At 66.0% G+C, this 16,065-nt stretch carries 19 protein-coding genes; 6 read left to right on the top strand and 13 right to left on the bottom strand.

Features of this window, described 5'->3' with window-relative positions; translation table 11 throughout:
* Positions 1-7: 7 nt before the first annotated feature.
* The 5 genes from CAG33_RS03845 to CAG33_RS03825 form a co-directional block, all read right to left on the bottom strand.
* Positions 8-1,147 (bottom strand): homoserine O-acetyltransferase, encoded by a 1,140-nt coding sequence (locus CAG33_RS03845; RefSeq protein WP_085580857.1) that lies wholly within the window; start codon positions 1,145-1,147, stop codon positions 8-10.
* A 233-nt stretch (positions 1,148-1,380) separates the two neighbouring features.
* Positions 1,381-1,674: a DUF167 domain-containing protein gene (locus CAG33_RS03840; RefSeq protein WP_085580854.1), complete on the bottom strand. Its 294-nt coding sequence runs from the start codon at positions 1,672-1,674 to the stop codon at positions 1,381-1,383.
* On the bottom strand, positions 1,674-2,261 hold the full coding sequence (locus CAG33_RS03835; RefSeq protein ID WP_085630048.1) for a YggT family protein: 588 nt from the start codon (positions 2,259-2,261) through the stop codon (positions 1,674-1,676). The genes CAG33_RS03840 and CAG33_RS03835 overlap by 1 nt, the downstream gene beginning before the upstream one ends.
* A gap of 24 nt (positions 2,262-2,285) precedes the next feature.
* Positions 2,286-3,104: a pyrroline-5-carboxylate reductase gene (gene proC, locus CAG33_RS03830; protein WP_085580850.1), complete on the bottom strand. Its 819-nt coding sequence runs from the start codon at positions 3,102-3,104 to the stop codon at positions 2,286-2,288.
* 9 nt (positions 3,105-3,113) lie between these two features.
* Positions 3,114-3,806, bottom strand: coding sequence for a YggS family pyridoxal phosphate-dependent enzyme (locus CAG33_RS03825; protein ID WP_085580848.1), 693 nt, complete (start codon positions 3,804-3,806; stop codon positions 3,114-3,116).
* 56 nt (positions 3,807-3,862) lie between these two features.
* On the opposite strand from CAG33_RS03825, the gene CAG33_RS03820 reads away from it, so the two are divergent.
* The gene (locus CAG33_RS03820) at positions 3,863-4,897 is read left to right on the top strand and encodes a type IV pilus twitching motility protein PilT (protein ID WP_085580846.1); all 1,035 of its coding nucleotides are present in this window, start codon (positions 3,863-3,865) and stop codon (positions 4,895-4,897) included.
* A gap of 44 nt (positions 4,898-4,941) precedes the next feature.
* Here the strand turns inward: CAG33_RS03820 and CAG33_RS03815 are convergent, their stop codons facing one another.
* The gene (locus CAG33_RS03815; RefSeq protein WP_085580844.1) at positions 4,942-5,559 is read right to left on the bottom strand and encodes a C40 family peptidase; all 618 of its coding nucleotides are present in this window, start codon (positions 5,557-5,559) and stop codon (positions 4,942-4,944) included.
* Positions 5,560-5,807: 248 nt separating this feature from the next.
* Here CAG33_RS03815 and CAG33_RS03810 point away from each other — a divergent pair, with 248 nt between their 5' ends.
* Positions 5,808-6,239 carry a TM2 domain-containing protein gene (locus CAG33_RS03810; protein ID WP_085580842.1) on the top strand — a complete coding sequence of 144 codons (432 nt, stop codon included), beginning with the start codon at positions 5,808-5,810 and terminating at the stop codon, positions 6,237-6,239.
* 40 nt (positions 6,240-6,279) lie between these two features.
* Here CAG33_RS03810 and CAG33_RS03805 read toward each other — a convergent pair whose 3' ends face one another.
* From CAG33_RS03805 to gshB, 7 genes are all read right to left on the bottom strand, one after another.
* Positions 6,280-7,551 (bottom strand): dihydroorotase, encoded by a 1,272-nt coding sequence (locus CAG33_RS03805; RefSeq protein WP_085637007.1) that lies wholly within the window; start codon positions 7,549-7,551, stop codon positions 6,280-6,282.
* A complete protein-coding gene (locus CAG33_RS03800) occupies positions 7,548-8,552 on the bottom strand; it encodes an aspartate carbamoyltransferase catalytic subunit (RefSeq protein ID WP_085580837.1) in 1,005 nt (334 codons plus the stop codon). The genes CAG33_RS03805 and CAG33_RS03800 overlap by 4 nt, the downstream gene beginning before the upstream one ends.
* Before the next feature lie 27 nt (positions 8,553-8,579).
* Positions 8,580-9,083 carry a bifunctional pyr operon transcriptional regulator/uracil phosphoribosyltransferase PyrR gene (gene pyrR, locus CAG33_RS03795; protein WP_085580835.1) on the bottom strand — a complete coding sequence of 168 codons (504 nt, stop codon included), beginning with the start codon at positions 9,081-9,083 and terminating at the stop codon, positions 8,580-8,582.
* Between the two features lie 81 nt (positions 9,084-9,164).
* Positions 9,165-9,602, bottom strand: coding sequence for a Holliday junction resolvase RuvX (ruvX, locus tag CAG33_RS03790; RefSeq protein WP_085637004.1), 438 nt, complete (start codon positions 9,600-9,602; stop codon positions 9,165-9,167).
* Positions 9,602-10,174, bottom strand: a complete 573-nt coding sequence (locus CAG33_RS03785) for a YqgE/AlgH family protein (RefSeq protein ID WP_085637001.1) — start codon at positions 10,172-10,174, stop codon at positions 9,602-9,604. Before CAG33_RS03785 ends, ruvX begins: the two co-directional genes overlap by 1 nt.
* 111 nt (positions 10,175-10,285) lie before the next feature.
* Positions 10,286-11,185, bottom strand: coding sequence for an energy transducer TonB (locus CAG33_RS03780; protein WP_085580829.1), 900 nt, complete (start codon positions 11,183-11,185; stop codon positions 10,286-10,288).
* 107 nt (positions 11,186-11,292) lie between these two features.
* Positions 11,293-12,243, bottom strand: coding sequence for a glutathione synthase (gshB, locus tag CAG33_RS03775; RefSeq protein ID WP_085580827.1), 951 nt, complete (start codon positions 12,241-12,243; stop codon positions 11,293-11,295).
* Between the two features lie 225 nt (positions 12,244-12,468).
* On the opposite strand from gshB, the gene pilG reads away from it, so the two are divergent.
* The 4 genes from pilG (at position 12,469) to CAG33_RS03755 (ending at position 16,047) form a co-directional block, all read left to right on the top strand.
* Complete coding sequence (gene pilG, locus CAG33_RS03770) at positions 12,469-12,870, top strand: twitching motility response regulator PilG (RefSeq protein WP_085580825.1); 402 nt, start codon at positions 12,469-12,471, stop codon at positions 12,868-12,870.
* 60 nt (positions 12,871-12,930) lie between these two features.
* Positions 12,931-13,296 carry a twitching motility response regulator PilH gene (pilH, locus tag CAG33_RS03765; RefSeq protein WP_003229091.1) on the top strand — a complete coding sequence of 122 codons (366 nt, stop codon included), beginning with the start codon at positions 12,931-12,933 and terminating at the stop codon, positions 13,294-13,296.
* A 10-nt stretch (positions 13,297-13,306) separates the two neighbouring features.
* A complete protein-coding gene (locus CAG33_RS03760) occupies positions 13,307-13,846 on the top strand; it encodes a chemotaxis protein CheW (RefSeq protein WP_085636998.1) in 540 nt (179 codons plus the stop codon).
* 140 nt (positions 13,847-13,986) lie between these two features.
* On the top strand, positions 13,987-16,047 hold the full coding sequence (locus tag CAG33_RS03755; RefSeq protein ID WP_085580821.1) for a methyl-accepting chemotaxis protein: 2,061 nt from the start codon (positions 13,987-13,989) through the stop codon (positions 16,045-16,047).
* The last annotated feature ends 18 nt before the right edge of the window (positions 16,048-16,065 follow it).

Raw genomic sequence — 16,065 nt, 5'->3', positions numbered from 1 at the left:
GTCTTCCTCAAAGCGTGATGCGGTTCATGTAGTTGCCGAACGCCTGCAGATAGCGCGGGATCGGAATCAGGAAGGCGTCGTGGCCCTGGGGCGCGTCGATCTCCAGGTAGCTGACGTCCTTGCGCGCCGCCATCAGCGCGTCCACCAGTTCCCGCGAGCGGGCCGGGGAGAAGCGCCAGTCGGTGGTGAACGACATCACGCAGAACTTGGCCTTCGCGCCTTCGAAGGTTTTCGCCAGGTTATCGTCGAAGTTCGCCGCCGGATCGAAGTAATCCAGCGCCTTGGTCATCAACAGGTAGGTGTTGGCGTCGAAGCGGCCGGAGAACTCTTCGCCCTGATAGCGCAGGTAGCTTTCGACCTGGAATTCGACGCTGTGGAAGTCGTAGTTGAGCTTCTCGCTCTTGAGGCCCCGGCCGAATTTCTCGCCCATGGAGTCGTCGGACAGGTACGTGATGTGCCCGACCATCCGCGCCAGCATCAGGCCGCGCTTGGGGATCACGCCGTGTTCCTGGAACGAGCCGCCGTGGAACTCCGGGTCGGTGAGGATCGCCTGGCGCGCCACTTCGTTGAAGGCGATGTTCTGCGCCGACAGCTTGGGCGCCGAGGCGATGGCCAGGCAGTGGCGCACACGGTCCGGGTAGGTGATGGTCCATTGCAGCGCCTGCATGCCGCCGAGGCTGCCGCCGATCACCGCCGCCCACTGGGTGATGCCGAGGCGGTCGGCCAGGCGCGCCTGGCTGTGCACCCAGTCTTCGACGGTGAGCACCGGGAACTCGGCGCCGAACGGCTTGCCGGTGTCCGGGTTGACGCTGCTCGGGCCGGTGGAGCCGTTGCAGCCGCCGAGGTTGTTCAGGCTGACCACGAAGAATTTGTTGGTGTCGACCGGCTTGCCGGGCCCGATGCAGCTGTCCCACCAACCGGGCTTGCGGTCGTCGGGGCTGTGGTAGCCGGCGGCGTGATGGTGGCCGGACAGGGCGTGGCAGATCAGCACGGCGTTGCTCGCTTGGGCGTTCAGCGTGCCGTAGGTTTCGTAGATCAGGTCGTAGGCGGCCAGCGAACGGCCGCAGGCCAGGGCCAGCGGTTCGCTGAAGTGCGCCGTTTGCGGCGTCACCAGACCAACAGAATCGGGGGGAAAGGCAGCTGGCATCGACCCTGCTCTCGTTGAAATGAGGCGTAAGTCTAAAGACCGGTGGGGTCAGCGGCAAGCAACCGTCGGGCCTGATTTCACCCGTTGGGTGGGCGTTGTGAAACCCTGCGTCGCAATTGTGGTGCCGCTCAAACGGTGGGAGCCCGCCTGCTGGCGATGGCGCCTTCGCAGACGCCATCGCCAACAGGCGGGCTCCCACAGGAATCTCGGTCTGATGCTGTCGGGGCGGTGGGTCAGGCCGGACGCACCAGCCCCGGCAAGTCGGGCAATGTCTTGGGCGAGCACACCCGCACCCGCTTCTGCCGGTTCAGCTCGCCGGCGACCAGGCTGACCTGGCTCTTGGAGACCCCGAACGCCTTGGCCAGGAATCCCATCAGATAGGCATTGGCCTTGCCTTCGACCGGCGGCGCGGTCAGGCGGATCTTCAGGCGGTCGCCGTGCAGCCCGGCGAAATCATCGCTGCGGGCTGCAGGTTGCAGGTGGCACTCCAGGATCAGGTCGTCGCCGTCCCAGCGGAACCAGGCCATCAGATCAGGCCGAACAGTTCCCGCGGCATCAGGGCGTAGTAGGCCAGGCGCGGGATCAGCCAGCTCTGCAGCAGTTGCAGGACGATGAAGGCGAAGATCGGCGAGATGTCCAGGCCGCCCAGGTTCGGCACCAGGCGGCGGAACGGCGCGAGCACCGGCTCCGTGATCTGCTGCACCAGCTCGGCGCCGGGGTTGTGGCTGCCCGGCGCGACCCAGGACAGCACCACGCTGATGATCATGGCCCAGAACAGGATCTTCAGGAACAGCGCGAAGATGCCGATCAGCGCCCACGGCACCAGGAACAGCACATCGACCTTGTAGCCGCTGAGCAACAGGATCACGGCGAACAGCAGCATCTGCACCACGAGGGCCAGCACCAGCGACGACATGTCCAGGCCGAACAGGCTCGGGATGAACCGGCGCAGCGGCTTGAGCAGCGGTTGGGTGGCCTTGACCACGAACTGGCAGAGCGGGTTGTAGAAGTTCGCCCGCACCAGTTGCAGGATGAAGCGCATCAGGACGACCAGCAGGTACAGGCTGCCCAGGGTCTGGATCACGAAAATGGCAGCGTCGTTGAGTCCAAGCATTGTTGATTCCTTATGAAGTGCTGATCAGCGGCCCAGTTGCTCGGCCATTTCGGCCGAACGGTGCGCGGCGGCGCCGAGGGCCTTTTCCACCAAGGCTTCGAAGCCGTCGGCCTGGAACGATTTGATGGCGGCTTCCGTGGTGCCGGCCGGCGAGGTCACGCGGCGGCGCAGTTCGGCGGCGTCGACGTCGCTGGACACGGCCATGTGCGCGGCGCCCAGGGCGGTCTGCAGGGTCAGGCGCTCGGCGGTTTCCTTCGGCAGGCCGAGCTTGACGCCGGCGGCGGTCATGGCTTCGATCAGCAGGAAGAAATAGGCCGGGCCCGAGCCGGACACGGCGGTCACGGCGTCCAGTTGCTGCTCCTGCTCCAGCCACAGGGCGATGCCCACGGCGGACAGCAGTTCTTCGGCCTGCTGGCGCTGCGCGGCGCTGACGGCGGCGGTGGCGTACAGGCCGCTCACGCCCTGGCGCAGCAGCGCCGGGGTGTTGGGCATGCAGCGCACGATCGGCTGCTCGCCGAGCCAGGCGGTCATGCTGGCGCAGGTGATGCCGGCGGCGATGGACACCACCAGCTGGTTCGGCTTGAGGCTCGGGCGGATCGCTTCGCACACGGCCTTCATGGCCTGGGGCTTGACCGCCAGCACCACCACGTCGGCGCCGTCGATGGCCTGGGCGTTGTCGGCGAAGGTGTCGATGCCGTGTTCGGCGCTGACCCGGGCGCGGGTCTCTTCGCCCGGATCGCTGGCGCGGATCCGTCCCGCTTCCAGACCCTTGGCCCGCAGGCCGCCGATCAGGCTGGCCGCCATGTTGCCGGCACCGATAAAGGCAATGCGTGTATCGCTCATGTCAGGTCCTTATTGAGAAATGTGGCCGTAGTCGCGGGCGCCGAACAGGGCGGTGCCGATACGGACCCAGGTGGCGCCCTGGGCGATGGCCGACTCGAGGTCGTGGCTCATGCCCATGGAAAGGGTGTCGAGGGGCAGGTCGAGGCTGGCCTGCAAGCGCTGCACGGCGGCGAAGGCGGCGTCCTGGGCGGCCCGGTCTTCGGTCGGCTCGGGGATCGCCATCAGCCCGCGCAGCTTCAGGCGCGGCAATTGGCTGATGGCCTGCGCCAGGGCGGGCAGGTCGGCCGGGGCGCAGCCGGACTTGCTGGCTTCGCCGCTGACGTTGACCTGGATGCAGATGTTCAGCGGCGGCAGGTCGGCCGGGCGCTGCTCGGACAGGCGTTGGGCGATTTTCAGACGGTCCACGGAGTGCACCCAGGCGAAGTGCTCGGCGATCGAGCGGGTCTTGTTCGACTGAATGGGGCCGATGAAGTGCCAGATCAAGGGCAGGTCGGCCAGTTCCTGCTGCTTGCCCAGGGCTTCCTGCAGGTAGTTCTCGCCGAAGTCCCGCAGGCCGGCGGCATAGGCTTCACGCAGGGCCCGGGCGGGTTTGGTCTTGCTCACGGCCAGCAGCCGGACGCTGTCTTCGCCGCGTCCGGCGGCCTGGGTCGCGGCCTGGATGCGCGACCCGACGTTGAAAATGTTGTCTGCTATCGTGGACATCAAGAGGCGCCGGCGGTCTGAGGGTTCGCGGCATTCTACTGGAATTGGGGGACGCTATGGATATCACCGAACTGCTGGCCTTCAGCGCCAAACAGGGCGCTTCCGACCTGCACCTGTCGGCCGGCCTGCCGCCGATGATCCGCGTGGACGGCGACGTGCGGCGGATCAATCTGCCGGCGCTGGACCACAAGCAGGTGCACGAACTGATCTACGACATCATGAACGACACCCAGCGGGTGGACTTCGAGAAACATCTGGAAACCGACTTCTCCTTCGAAGTGCCCGGCGTCGCGCGGTTCCGGGTCAACGCGTTCAACCAGAACCGCGGCGCCGGCGCGGTGTTCCGCACCATCCCGTCCAAGGTGCTGACCATGGAGGACCTGGCCATGGGCGACGTCTTCCGCAAGATCACCGACGCCCCACGCGGCCTGGTGCTGGTGACGGGGCCCACCGGTTCAGGCAAGTCCACCACCCTGGCGGCGATGATCGACTACCTCAACACCCACCGCCACCATCACATCCTGACCATCGAAGACCCCATCGAATTCGTCCACGAATCGCGCAAATGCCTGATCAATCAGCGTGAAGTCCATCGCGATACCCGCAGTTTCGCCACGGCCCTGCGTTCGGCGCTGCGCGAAGACCCGGACGTGATCCTGGTGGGCGAGATGCGCGACCTGGAAACCATCCGCCTGGCGCTCACCGCCGCCGAGACCGGGCACCTGGTGTTCGGCACCCTGCACACCACTTCGGCGGCGAAGACCATCGACCGGGTGGTGGACGTGTTCCCCGGCGACGAGAAATCGATGGTGCGCTCGATGCTGTCCGAGTCGTTGCTGGCGGTGGTGTCGCAGACGCTGATCAAGAAGATCGGCGGCGGGCGGGTGGCGGCCCACGAGATCATGCTCGGCACCTCGGCGATCCGTAACCTGATCCGCGAGGACAAGGTGGCGCAGATGTACTCGGCGATCCAGACCGGCGGGTCGCTGGGGATGCAGACCCTGGACATGTGCCTGAAGGAGTTGGTGACCAAGGGGTTGATCAGCCGCGAGCATGCGCGGGAGAAGGCGCGCACGCCGGACAATTTCTGAGGGGGAGGTGTGCGGTGAGGGAGCAGGCTCCCTCACGGCGGGGCTCAGCGCTGGACGACGCGCATCTGCTTGGGTTCTTTGGGCAGTACGCGCTTGGCGACGACGTAGTGCTGTTCCCAGTACGGCTTGTTCAGCGTGTCGATGCTCACGGCCTTGCCGCGGCGCGGGGCGTGGATGAAGCGGTCGTTGCCCAGGTAGATGGCGACGTGGTTGACCCGGCGGCTCTTGATGTTGAAGAAGATCAGGTCGCCCGGCTTCAGGTCCTTGCGCTCGACCTTCTCGCCATGGCCGCTGGCCATTGCGTTGGAGGTGCGGGGCAGGTCGAAGGTGGCATCGTTGAACGCGTACTTCACCAGGCCGCTGCAGTCGAAGCCTTTGCTCGGGCTGCTGCCGCCCCAGCGGTACGGCGTGCCGAGGACGTTCACCGCGCGGCTCAGGACGTTGCTGCTTTCCTTGTTCGCCATCGGCGGCACGACCTTGCTGTGGCCGTTGCTGCTGAGCGTAGTGTGCTTGCTCTGCTTGCCCTTGTTCGACGGAGCAGACGCATGGGATTTGGGGGTGTAGCCGTTGACGTTGGGAAGTCGTTGCTCACGGTTGGTGGCGTGGGCGGCCAGTGGCATCAGTAGGCAAATGGTCAGCCATGTCTTGAAAAATGGACGCATTAGGCAGGGCTCTTGTGTGTTAGCGCGCAACTTTATAACAGCTTTTTTGTCCCTTCCGAGGCCGTTGGTCGATTCGAACAGGGGGCAACGGAACCAAACAAGCGGCAAATGGACGCCATTGTCGGACAGAAGTCAGGTGCTATAAGGCTTTGACGGGGAACACGGTAGCATTTGCCGTACGTCGGCTACCTGTAAAAAAGTCACAAAGAATTAAAGAATATTTATCTATTGCGTGAATCGAGGTCTTCATGAACCGCTATCAACCGCCTGGCGCGAACCAGGACACCCACAGCAAAGTGATCGGCTACCTGCTGTGGATTTTCGGCTTCACCGGCGCTCACCGCTTCTATTACGGCAAGCCCGTGACCGGGACGATCTGGTTCTTCACGTTCGGCCTGCTCGGCATCGGCTGGCTGATCGACGTGTTCCTGATCCCGGCGATGGACCGCGAGGCCGACCTGCGCTTCACCGCAGGCCCCATCGAATACAACGTGGCGTGGATCCTGCTGACGTTCCTCGGGGTGTTCGGCGTGCACCGCATGTATCAGGGCAAGTGGATCAGCGGATTGCTGTACCTGCTGACCGGCGGGCTGTTCTTCATCGGTGTGCTGTATGACTTCTGGACGCTGAACGACCAGGTTTCGCTGCGTAACCAGCAGAACCGCAGGGCCTTCCAGTGAAACGAATTGCGGCGAGGGAGCAAGCTCCCTCGCCGCAGGGTTACGCCTGGTGGCTGATCCGGCCGTCCACCAGGGTGTAGCGCACCACGCCCGGCAGGCTGTGGCCGATGAACGGGCAGTTCTCGCCCTTCGACAGCCAGGCTTCGCCGGCCACGGTCGACGCCTTCGGATCGAACAGCACGATGTCCGCCGCGCCGCCTACCTCCAGCTTGCCCGCCGGCAGGCGCAGGGCCTCGGCAGGGCCGGCGCTCAGGCGCGCCAGCAAGGTCGGCAGATCCAGCAGACCGTCCTCCACCAGTGTCATTGCCAGCGGCAGCAGCAGTTCGACGCTGCTGATGCCCGGTTCGGTGGCACCGAACGGCGCCAGTTTGGCGTCGCGCTCGTGGGGCTGGTGATGGCTGGAGATCGCCGTGACCACGCCGGACTTCACCGCTTCACGCAGGCCGTCGCGGTCGGCGCGGGTGCGCAGCGGCGGCTGGACGTGATAGAGGCTGCTGAAGTCGATCAGCGCCTCGTCGGTGAGAATCAGTTGATACAGCGCCACGTCCGCCGTGACCTTCAGGCCGCGGGCCTGGGCCTGGGCGATCAGCGCCACGCCCCGGGCACTGGTGAGCTGGCTGAAGTGCGCGCGCACGCCGGTCTGCTCCACCAGCAGCAGGTCCCGGGCCAGGGCCACGGTCTCGGCGGTCTCCGGGATGCCCGGCAGGCCGAGGAAACTGGCGGTGGCGCCTTCGTGGGCCAGGCCGCCGTCGGCCAGGTCGTGATCCTGGGAGTTGAAGATCACCGTGAGGTCGAAGGTCGCGGCGTAGTCCAGCGCCCGGCACAGGGTGCGGGTGTTGCCGAAGCTCTTGAGGCCGTTGCCGAACGCCACGCAGCCGGCGTCGCGCAGGGCCGCAAGCTCGGCCAGTTGCTCGCCGTCCAGGCCTTTGCTCAGGGCGCCGATGGGGAACACCTTGGTGTTGCCGGCCTCGCGGGCGCGGTCGAGGATCAGTTCGGCCACGGCGGAGGTGTCGAGCACCGGTTTGGTCTTCGGCGGGCAGCACAGGCTGGTCACGCCGCCGGCCGCCGCCGCGCGGGTTTCGCTGGCGATGGTGCCTTTGCGGCTGTAGCCCGGCTCGCGCAGGGCGACGTTGAGGTCCACCAGCCCCGGAGCGGCCACCAGGCCTTGGGCGTCGATGGTTTCCACGGCGGCGAACCCCGCCGGGGCGGCGCCGAGGGCGACGATCTTGCAGGCTTCGACGTGAATGTCGGTGACGCGGTCCAGGCCGCTGGCCGGGTCGATGACGCGTGCGCCGAGAATGCTGAGCTTCACTGGGCGTTCTCCTGCTCGAATTGGCGCTGGGCGGTCTGTCCGCTCATGGCCATGGACAGCACGGCCATGCGGATCGCGATGCCGTAGGTGACTTGGTTGAGGATGACCGAGTGCGGGCCGTCGGCCACCGCCGACTCGATCTCCACCCCGCGGTTGATCGGTCCCGGGTGCATGACGATGCAGTCGGGCTTGGCCCCGGCCAGGCGCGCGGTGGTCAGGCCGAACAGGCGGTAGAACTCGCCCTCGCTCGGCAGCAGGCCGCCGGTCATGCGCTCGCGCTGCAGGCGCAGCATGATCACCACGTCGACGTCCTTCAGGCCTTGGGCCATGTCGGTGTAGACCTTCACGCCGTACTGCTCGATGCCGATCGGCAGCAGGGTCTTGGGTGCGATCACGCGGATGTCCCGGCAGCCGAGGGTCTTGAGGGCGAGCATGTTCGAGCGCGCCACCCGCGAGTGCAGGATGTCGCCGACGATGGCCACCGAGAGGTTCTCGAAGCTGCCCTTGTGCCGGCGGATGGTCAGCATGTCGAGCATGCCCTGGGTCGGGTGGGCGTGGCGGCCGTCGCCGCCGTTGATGATCGCCACCTGCGGGCAGACGTGCTCGGCGATGAAGTGCGCGGCGCCGGAGTCGCCGTGACGCACGACGAACATGTCGGCGGCCATGGCTTCCAGGTTGCGCAGGGTGTCGAGCAGGGTTTCGCCCTTGCTGGCCGACGAGGTCGACACGTTCAGGGTGATCACGTCCGCCGACAGCCGCTGGGCCGCCAGTTCGAAGGTGGTGCGGGTGCGGGTGGAGTTCTCGAAGAACACGTTGCACACGGTCTTGCCGCGCAGCAGCGGGACTTTCTTCACCGCCCGGGCGCCGACTTCGAGGAACGAGTCGGCGGTGTCGAGGATTTCCGTCAGCAGCTCGCGGCGCAGGCCGTCGAGCGAGAGGAAGTGGCGCAGCTGGCCCTGGTCATTGAGCTGCAGCGGGCGCTTGGTGTCTAGAGGCGTCATCGCGAAGGGGACTCTCAATAGGGCGGATTAAAAGGCAAGGTCTTGCAGTTCGAGGTTCAGCTCAGGGCCGGACAGCTTGACCCGCTCGTGGGCGGCCAGCTTCAGCGTGGCGCCGACCACGTTCGGGCGGATCGGCAGCTCGCCGGCGTCCAGGTCCAGCAGGCAGACCAGGGTCACGCTGGCCGGGCGGCCGTAGTCGAACAGTTCGTTCATGGCGGCGCGGATGGTGCGCCCGCTCATCAGCACGTCGTCGATCAGCACCAGGTGCTGGCCTTCGATCTCGAAGGGCAGGGCCGAGGGGCGCACCTGCGGGTGCAGGCCGTTCTGGCTGAAGTCGTCGCGGTAGAAGGAGACGTCCAGGGTGCCAAGCGGCGCATCGCTGCCCAGTTCCTTGAGCAAGGCCTGGGCGACCCAGACGCCGCCGGTGCGGATGCCGATGAAACGCGGCTCGCCGATGCCGCGCGCGTCCAGGTGCGCCTTGAGGCGGGTCGCCATCTGGCTGATCAGATCGGCGGGATTGGGCAGGCTCATGGTTGCTCCTTCTCGGGGGCGGGCCGGCGCGTGTGGACGGCGGCCCGGGTCGTAGCCAAAAGAAAAGCGCCGAAGCGCTTGTCAGGATTCAAACAATGCGGTGTTTTCGTCGAGCCAGCCCTGCAGCAGCAGGGCGGCGGCGATGGCGTCCACCGGGTTGTCGCGGTAGCTGCCCTTCTGGCCGCCGCGGGCCATCCGCTCGCCCTTGGCCTCGAAGGTGGTCAGGCGTTCGTCGTGGGTATAGAAGGGCAGGTTGTAGCGGCCGTTGAGGCGGCGGCCGAACTTCTCGGCGCGCTCGCACATCTCGCTGGGCGTGCCGTCCATGTTCAGCGGCAGGCCGACCACCACGGCGTCGGGTTTCCATTCCTTGATCAGCGCTTCGACCTGGTTCCAGTCGGGCACCCCGTTCTGCGCCCTCAGGGTGCACAGCTCGCGGGCCTGGCCGGTGATGACCTGGCCGACCGCCACGCCGATCGAGCGGGTGCCGTAGTCGAAGCCGAGGATAAGGCGCAGGTCCATCAGGCGTGCCCCGCCTGGCTGGTCAGCAGGCTCAGGTTGATGCCCAGGTGCTTGGCGGCGGCTTCCAGGCGCAGGTCGCTGCGGGTGCTGAACAGGACGTCGGCGTCGTACGGGCAGGTCAGCCAGGCGTTGTCGGCCAGTTCGGCCTCAAGCTGCCCCGCTTCCCAGCCGGCGTAGCCGAGGGTGATCAGGCTCTGTTGCGGGCCGACGCCGTCGGCGATGGCGAACAGCACGTCCTGGGAGGTGGACAGCGCCAGGTGGCCGTCCAGTTCGACGGTGGCCTGGAAGGTCTGCCCCGCCGGATGCAGGACGAAGCCGCGGTCGGTCTGCACCGGGCCGCCGATGTAGATCGGCACGTGCTGGCAGCGTGCCGGCGGTTCGATGTCCGGGCGCAGCTGCTCCAGGATGTCGGTCAGGTTCAGCTCCTGCGGTCGGTTCACCACCAGCCCCATGGCGCCATTGGCCGTGTGCTCGACGATGTAGGTCAAGGTGTGGGCAAAGTTGGGGTCGGCCATGTGCGGCATGGCGATCAGGAAGTGATGCTTGAGGTAGCTGGGGCTGACGTTTTTCATGTGCGCTAGTGTGGCGGTCAAGGGGCGAACTGACAAGCCGGGGATGCTGACAAGTGCGCCCTGCGGTGCCCTTGATGGCGTCTTTGCGGGCAAGCCCGCGAAGGCGTTCCGTCAGTTGCTGGACAGGCGGTCGCCCCGGGCGAATTTCCAGGTGCGGATGATTTCCAGCCGATCGATGTCCGACAGATCCCCGGTGAACGGCGCAAACGGCGCCGCCAGGCGGACGATGCGCTGGGCGGCCTGGTCCAGCAGCGGCTGGCCGGAGGACTCCAGCACCATCACCTCATACAGCGATCCGTCGCGGTTGATCGACACCATCAGCCGCAGGTTGCCGTAGATCTGCTGGCGCCGTGCCTCGTCGGGGTAGTTGAGGTTGCCGATGCGCTCGACCTTCTTGCGCCATTCGTCCTTGTACCAGGCGCCCTTGTCGCGCATGGTCGAGGCGGCGCTCAGACGGTGGATCCGCGGGCGCTTGGCGTACAACTGCTGTTCGTGGGCCAGTTCGGCCTCAAGACTGGCGATGTCGCTGGACAGCTGCGAGCTGTCGAACGTCGGCGCGTCGACCGCCGGCCGGGTCTCGGTCTTGGTCTCTTCCTTTTTGGTCGGCGCCTTCTGCGGCTTTGGCGCGACCGTGGTCACGGCGGCCTTGGGCGCCGCTTCCTTCACCTCGGCCTTGGCGGCGGGGGGCGGGGTGATCTTCTTGACCTGGTTGTCCTGGAACGGCGCGACCTCGGTGGTCTTGGGAATCGCCTTCTTGTCCAGCGTACCGCTGCCTTCCTGGTTTTCCTGGGCGAGGAAATCCGCCTTGGCGGGCTTCTTCTCGCTCTTGAACGTGGCGAGGGTGATTTCCAGGGTCTTGCTGATCTGCTTGGGCTCGACCATGGTGAAGCCCACGCCCAGCAGCAGCGCCAAATGGATCAGCGCCGCCAGGAACAGGGTAAATCCGAGGCGATCGACCGGGCGCACGCCGGTGTGGGCGAGTTCTGCGGGCAGATCGGACGGAAGCGTCATGACAAGGAAACCAACATCGCGTTTTTCACAGGCCGCGCATGATAACGCAATGTTGGTCGTACGCCTTGGGCTTCAGGCATCAAGCGACAGGCTGCATGTGACGCACATCAAGCCTGCAGCTTTTTCCAGATGGCCTCCATCAGCAGACCGCCGATGTCGGTGCCGAAGGCGTTGTCGATTTCGCGGATGCAGGTCGGGCTGGTGACGTTGATCTCGGTCAGGTGCTCGCCGATCACGTCCAGGCCGACGAACAGCAGGCCCTTGGCGCGCAGGGTCGGGCCGACCTGGGCGGCGATCCAGCGGTCTTTGTCGGTCAACGGGCGGGCTTCGCCCCGGCCGCCGGCCGCCAGGTTGCCGCGGGTTTCGCCCTGGGCCGGGATCCGCGCCAGGCAGTAGTCCACCGGCTCGCCGTCGATCATCAGGATGCGCTTGTCGCCGTCCTTGATGGCCGGCAGGTACGCCTGGCCCATGATCTGCTGGGTGCCGAGGGCGGTCAGGGTCTCCAGGATCACCGACAGGTTCGGGTCGCCCGCGCGGTGGCGGAAGATCGACGTGCCGCCCATGCCGTCCAGCGGCTTGAGGATCACGTCGCCATGCTGGGCGGCGAACTCGCGCAGCACGTCGGCGCGGCGGCTGACCACGGTCGGCGGCGTGCACTGCGGGAACAGCGTGGCGAACAGCTTCTCGTTGCAGTCGCGCAGGCTCTGCGGCTTGTTGACCACCAGCACACCGGCGCTTTCGGCCTGCTCGAGCAGGTAGGTGGAGTACACGAACTCCATGTCGAACGGCGGATCCTTGCGCATCAGGATCACGTTCAGGTCGCTGAGGAGCGAATCCTGCTCCTGGCCCAGCTCGAACCACTTCTGCGGGTCGGCGAACACCTTCAAGGGCTTCATCCGTGCCCGGGCCTGGCCCTCGGCCTGGTACAGGTCGCGCTGCTCCATGTAGAACAGTTCCCAGCCGCGTTTCTGCGCGGCCAGCAGCATGGCCAGCGAGCTATCCTTTTTATAGGAGATGCTGGCGATGGGGTCCATCACAATCCCGACGCGAACGCTCATGGGGTTTTCCTCGAAAATGGGCTACCGAAACGGTGCGGAAAAAGTGGCGTCAGAGTGGCGCCGGGCGGGTTTGCGGTCAAGGGAAAACCCGTCGATAGATTGCATGGGGAGACTGTGCTAAAAAGGCTGCCATACCGGGCTGGCCCTTGAACGGCAAGGGTTTGCAGCCGGCAGTCATCGCAAAACGGACATATTGATTCGCAAAGGCGACGGTAGAGCCCCCTTATGGAACAGCAGTCCAGCGCCTTGAAGGTCATGGTGATCGACGACTCGAAAACGATTCGCCGCACCGCCGAGACCTTGCTGAAAAACGCAGGGTGCGACGTCATCACGGCGGTCGACGGTTTCGAGGCGTTGGCCAAGATCGTCGACAACCATCCGGACATCGTTTTCGTGGACATCATGATGCCGCGTCTGGATGGTTATCAGACCTGCGCTTTAATCAAGAACAACAGCGCGTTCAAGGCGACGCCGGTGATCATGCTGTCGTCCCGCGACGGGCTGTTCGACAAGGCCAAGGGGCGGATCGTCGGTTCCGACCAATTCCTGACCAAGCCGTTCAGCAAGGAAGAGCTGCTCGACGCGATAGCGGCCCATGTGCCGGGCTTTGCCGCAGTGCTGCAGTGAGACACGTACAAGGACGCGCGGCCAGCGGGCCGGGCGTCGACAAGAAAAATGGGGAAGACCATGGCTCGTATCCTGATCGTCGATGATTCGCCGACCGAAATGTACAAACTGACCGGCATGCTGGAAAAGCACGGCCATGAGGTGCTCAAGGCCGAAAACGGCGCCGACGGCGTGGCCCTGGCCCGTCAGGAGAAGCCCGACGCGGTGCTGATGGACATCGTCATGCCCGGCCTCAACGGCTTCCAGGCCACCCGCCAGTTGACCAAGGATGCCGAGACCAGCCACATCCCGGTGATCATCATCACCACCAAGGACCAGGAAACCGACAAGGTCTGGGGCACCCGCCAGGGCGCGAAGGACTACCTGACCAAACCGGTCGAGGAAGACACCCTGATCAAGACCCTGAACAACGTGCTGGCCGGTTGAGCGCGCAGCCATGAGCGGGTCGCTGACCGCGTTCGAGCTGCTGTGGCAGATGGACCTGCGCTGCCGGTCGCTGGCGGCGCAGCTGACGTCGCCGCCGGCCAGCCGGGACCTGTGGAGCGGCATCGGCTTCCGCCTGGGCGAGCACTGGTACGTGACGCCCATGGGCGAGATCAGCGAAGTGCTTCCTGAACCGCGCTTCACCCAGTTGCCGGGGGTCAAGCCGTGGGTCAAGGGCGTCGCCAACCTGCGCGGGCGGCTGTTGCCGGTGATGGACCTGTGCGGCTTCTTCGGCCATGAGCTGTCGCCGTTGCGCAAGCAGCGGCGGGTGCTGGTGGTGGAGCACCGGGAGGTGTTCGCCGGGCTGCTGGTCGATGAGGTCTTCGGGCTGCAGCATTTCGAGCAGGACAGCTTCGAGCCGTTGCCGATCAGTGAGCGGCAGGGTGCGAAGGCCGGGTTTCTCAAGGGGCACTTCCGGCGCGAACAGGACTGGCGGGTGTTCAGCCTGTTTGCCCTGGCGCAGTCCCCGGGGTTCATGAACGTCGCAATATAGCCGCAACAACAGAGCGCCCCTGTGGGAGCGGGCTTGCCCGCGAATGCGGTCTGACATTCAACATTGAGGCTGGCTGAGCCGCCCTTTCGCGGGCAAGCCCGCTCCCACAGGTCTGTGGCGAGTTTCGAAGGCGAGGACCGATGACAAAAGCAAAACCAGGCATGCCCGCAGAAGGCTCGCGCAGCCGCTCGCAGATCATCGTGCTGTTCATCGCGCTGATCGTGTTCATCATGCTGCTGTTCGCCAACTTCGCGTACCTCAACACCCAGGCCAACTACGACAAGCAGTACATCGGCCACGCCGGGGAGCTGCGGGTGCTGTCCCAGCGCATCGCCAAGAACGCCACCGAAGCCGCCGCCGGCAAGGCCGCCGCGTTCAAGCTGCTGAGCGATGCGCGCAACGACTTCGCCCAGCGCTGGGGCTACCTGAAGAAGGGCGACGCGGCCACCGGCCTGCCGCCAGCGCCGTCCACCGTGCGCCCGGAGATGCGCGCCGTGCAGCTGGACTGGGAGCGCCTGCTGAAGAACGCCGACGCCATCCTGTCCAGCGAACAGACCGTGCTCTCCCTGCACCAGGTGGCGGCGACCCTGGCCGAAACCGTGCCGCAGCTGCAGATCGAATACGAGAAGGTCGTGGAGATCCTGCTCCAGCGCGGCGCCCCGGCGGGGCAGGTGGCCATGGCCCAGCGCCAGTCGCTGCTGGCGGAGCGGATCCTGGGAGCGGTCAACACCGTGCTGTCCGGCGACGAGAACTCGCAGCAGGCCGCCGATGCCTTCGGCCGCGACGCCACCCGGTTCGGCCAGGTGCTCAACGGCATGCTGCAGGGCAACCCTTCGCTGAAGATCAGCCAGGTCGAAGACCGCGACGCCCGGGCGCGGCTGGGCGAGATCGCCGAGCTGTTCCAGTTCGTTTCCGGCTCGGTGGACGAGATCCTGGAAACCTCGCCGGAACTGTTCAAGGTGCGCGAGTCGGCGACCAACATCTTCAGCCTGTCGCAGACCCTGCTCGACGAAGCCTCGCACCTGGCCAGCCGCTTCGAGAACCTGGCCGGCGGGCGCAGCACCGACACCATCGGCGGCTACGTGCTGGGCCTTTTGGCGCTGGCGTCGATCATCCTGATCGGCATGGTCATGGTGCGCGAGACCAACCGTCAGTTGCGCGAGACCGCCGAGAAGAACGAACGCAACCAGAACGCGATCATGCGTCTGCTCGACGAAATCGAAGACCTGGCCGACGGCGACCTGACGGTGACCGCGTCGGTGACCGAGGACTTCACCGGCACCATCGCCGACTCCATCAACTATTCCGTCGACCAGCTGCGCGACCTGGTGGCGACCATCAACCTCACCGCCGGCCAGGTCGCCGCTGCGGTGCAGGAGACCCAGGCCACCGCGATCCACCTGGCCCAGGCCTCGGAGCACCAGGCCCAGCAGATCGCCGAAGCCTCCAACGCGATCAGCGACATGGCCCAGTCCATCGACCAGGTGTCGGCCAACGCCGCCGAGTCGTCGGCGGTGGCCGAACGTTCGGTGGACATCGCCAACAAGGGCAACGAGGTGGTGCACAACACCATCCACGGCATGGACAACATCCGCGAGCAGATCCAGGACACCGCCAAGCGGATCAAGCGCCTGGGCGAGTCGTCCCAGGAGATCGGCGACATCGTCAGCCTGATCGACGACATCGCCGACCAGACCAATATCCTGGCGCTCAACGCCGCGATCCAGGCGTCGATGGCCGGCGATGCCGGGCGCGGCTTCGCCGTGGTCGCCGACGAGGTGCAGCGCCTGGCCGAGCGTTCCTCCGCCGCCACGCGGCAGATCGAGACGCTGGTGCGGGCGATCCAGGCCGACACCAACGAGGCGGTCATCTCCATGGAGCAGACCACCACCGAAGTGGTGCGCGGCGCACGCCTGGCGCAGGACGCCGGGGTGGCCCTGGAAGAGATCGAAGGCGTGTCCAAGACCCTCGCCGCGCTGATCCAGAGCATTTCCAACGCAGCGCAGCAGCAGACCTCGTCGGCCGGGCAGATCTCCCTGACGATGAACGTGATCAAGCAGATCACCTCGCAGACCTCGTCCGGCTCCACCGCCACCGCCGACAGCATCGGCAACCTGGCGAAAATGGCCAGCCAGCTGCGCCGTTCGGTGTCCGGCTTCACCTTGCCGACGACGCCGGCGCCGGCAACGGACAAAGCGTGAGGCCGGCGGACGGAGCGG

The organism is Pseudomonas sp. B3(2017) (assembly GCF_002113595.1).
Taxonomy (GTDB): domain Bacteria; phylum Pseudomonadota; class Gammaproteobacteria; order Pseudomonadales; family Pseudomonadaceae; genus Aquipseudomonas; species Aquipseudomonas ekonensis.
This window is presented reverse-complemented; position numbering and strand designations above follow the sequence as displayed.

Bases quoted from the DNA above. Each gene is read 5' to 3' on its own strand.
- CAG33_RS03845 (WP_085580857.1), bottom strand. From the start codon at position 1,147: ATGCCAGCTGCCTTTCCCCCCGATTCTGTTGGTCTGGTGACGCCGCAA.
- CAG33_RS03840 (WP_085580854.1), bottom strand. From the start codon at position 1,674: ATGGCCTGGTTCCGCTGGGACGGCGACGACCTGATCCTGGAGTGCCAC.
- CAG33_RS03835 (WP_085630048.1), bottom strand. From the start codon at position 2,261: ATGCTTGGACTCAACGACGCTGCCATTTTCGTGATCCAGACCCTGGGC.
- proC (WP_085580850.1), bottom strand. From the start codon at position 3,104: ATGAGCGATACACGCATTGCCTTTATCGGTGCCGGCAACATGGCGGCC.
- CAG33_RS03825 (WP_085580848.1), bottom strand. From the start codon at position 3,806: ATGTCCACGATAGCAGACAACATTTTCAACGTCGGGTCGCGCATCCAG.
- CAG33_RS03820 (WP_085580846.1), top strand. From the start codon at position 3,863: ATGGATATCACCGAACTGCTGGCCTTCAGCGCCAAACAGGGCGCTTCC.
- CAG33_RS03815 (WP_085580844.1), bottom strand. From the start codon at position 5,559: ATGCGTCCATTTTTCAAGACATGGCTGACCATTTGCCTACTGATGCCA.
- CAG33_RS03810 (WP_085580842.1), top strand. From the start codon at position 5,808: ATGAACCGCTATCAACCGCCTGGCGCGAACCAGGACACCCACAGCAAA.
- CAG33_RS03800 (WP_085580837.1), bottom strand. From the start codon at position 8,552: ATGACGCCTCTAGACACCAAGCGCCCGCTGCAGCTCAATGACCAGGGC.
- pyrR (WP_085580835.1), bottom strand. From the start codon at position 9,083: ATGAGCCTGCCCAATCCCGCCGATCTGATCAGCCAGATGGCGACCCGC.
- ruvX (WP_085637004.1), bottom strand. From the start codon at position 9,602: ATGGACCTGCGCCTTATCCTCGGCTTCGACTACGGCACCCGCTCGATC.
- CAG33_RS03785 (WP_085637001.1), bottom strand. From the start codon at position 10,174: ATGAAAAACGTCAGCCCCAGCTACCTCAAGCATCACTTCCTGATCGCC.
- CAG33_RS03780 (WP_085580829.1), bottom strand. From the start codon at position 11,185: ATGACGCTTCCGTCCGATCTGCCCGCAGAACTCGCCCACACCGGCGTG.
- gshB (WP_085580827.1), bottom strand. From the start codon at position 12,243: ATGAGCGTTCGCGTCGGGATTGTGATGGACCCCATCGCCAGCATCTCC.
- pilG (WP_085580825.1), top strand. From the start codon at position 12,469: ATGGAACAGCAGTCCAGCGCCTTGAAGGTCATGGTGATCGACGACTCG.
- pilH (WP_003229091.1), top strand. From the start codon at position 12,931: ATGGCTCGTATCCTGATCGTCGATGATTCGCCGACCGAAATGTACAAA.
- CAG33_RS03760 (WP_085636998.1), top strand. From the start codon at position 13,307: ATGAGCGGGTCGCTGACCGCGTTCGAGCTGCTGTGGCAGATGGACCTG.
- CAG33_RS03755 (WP_085580821.1), top strand. From the start codon at position 13,987: ATGACAAAAGCAAAACCAGGCATGCCCGCAGAAGGCTCGCGCAGCCGC.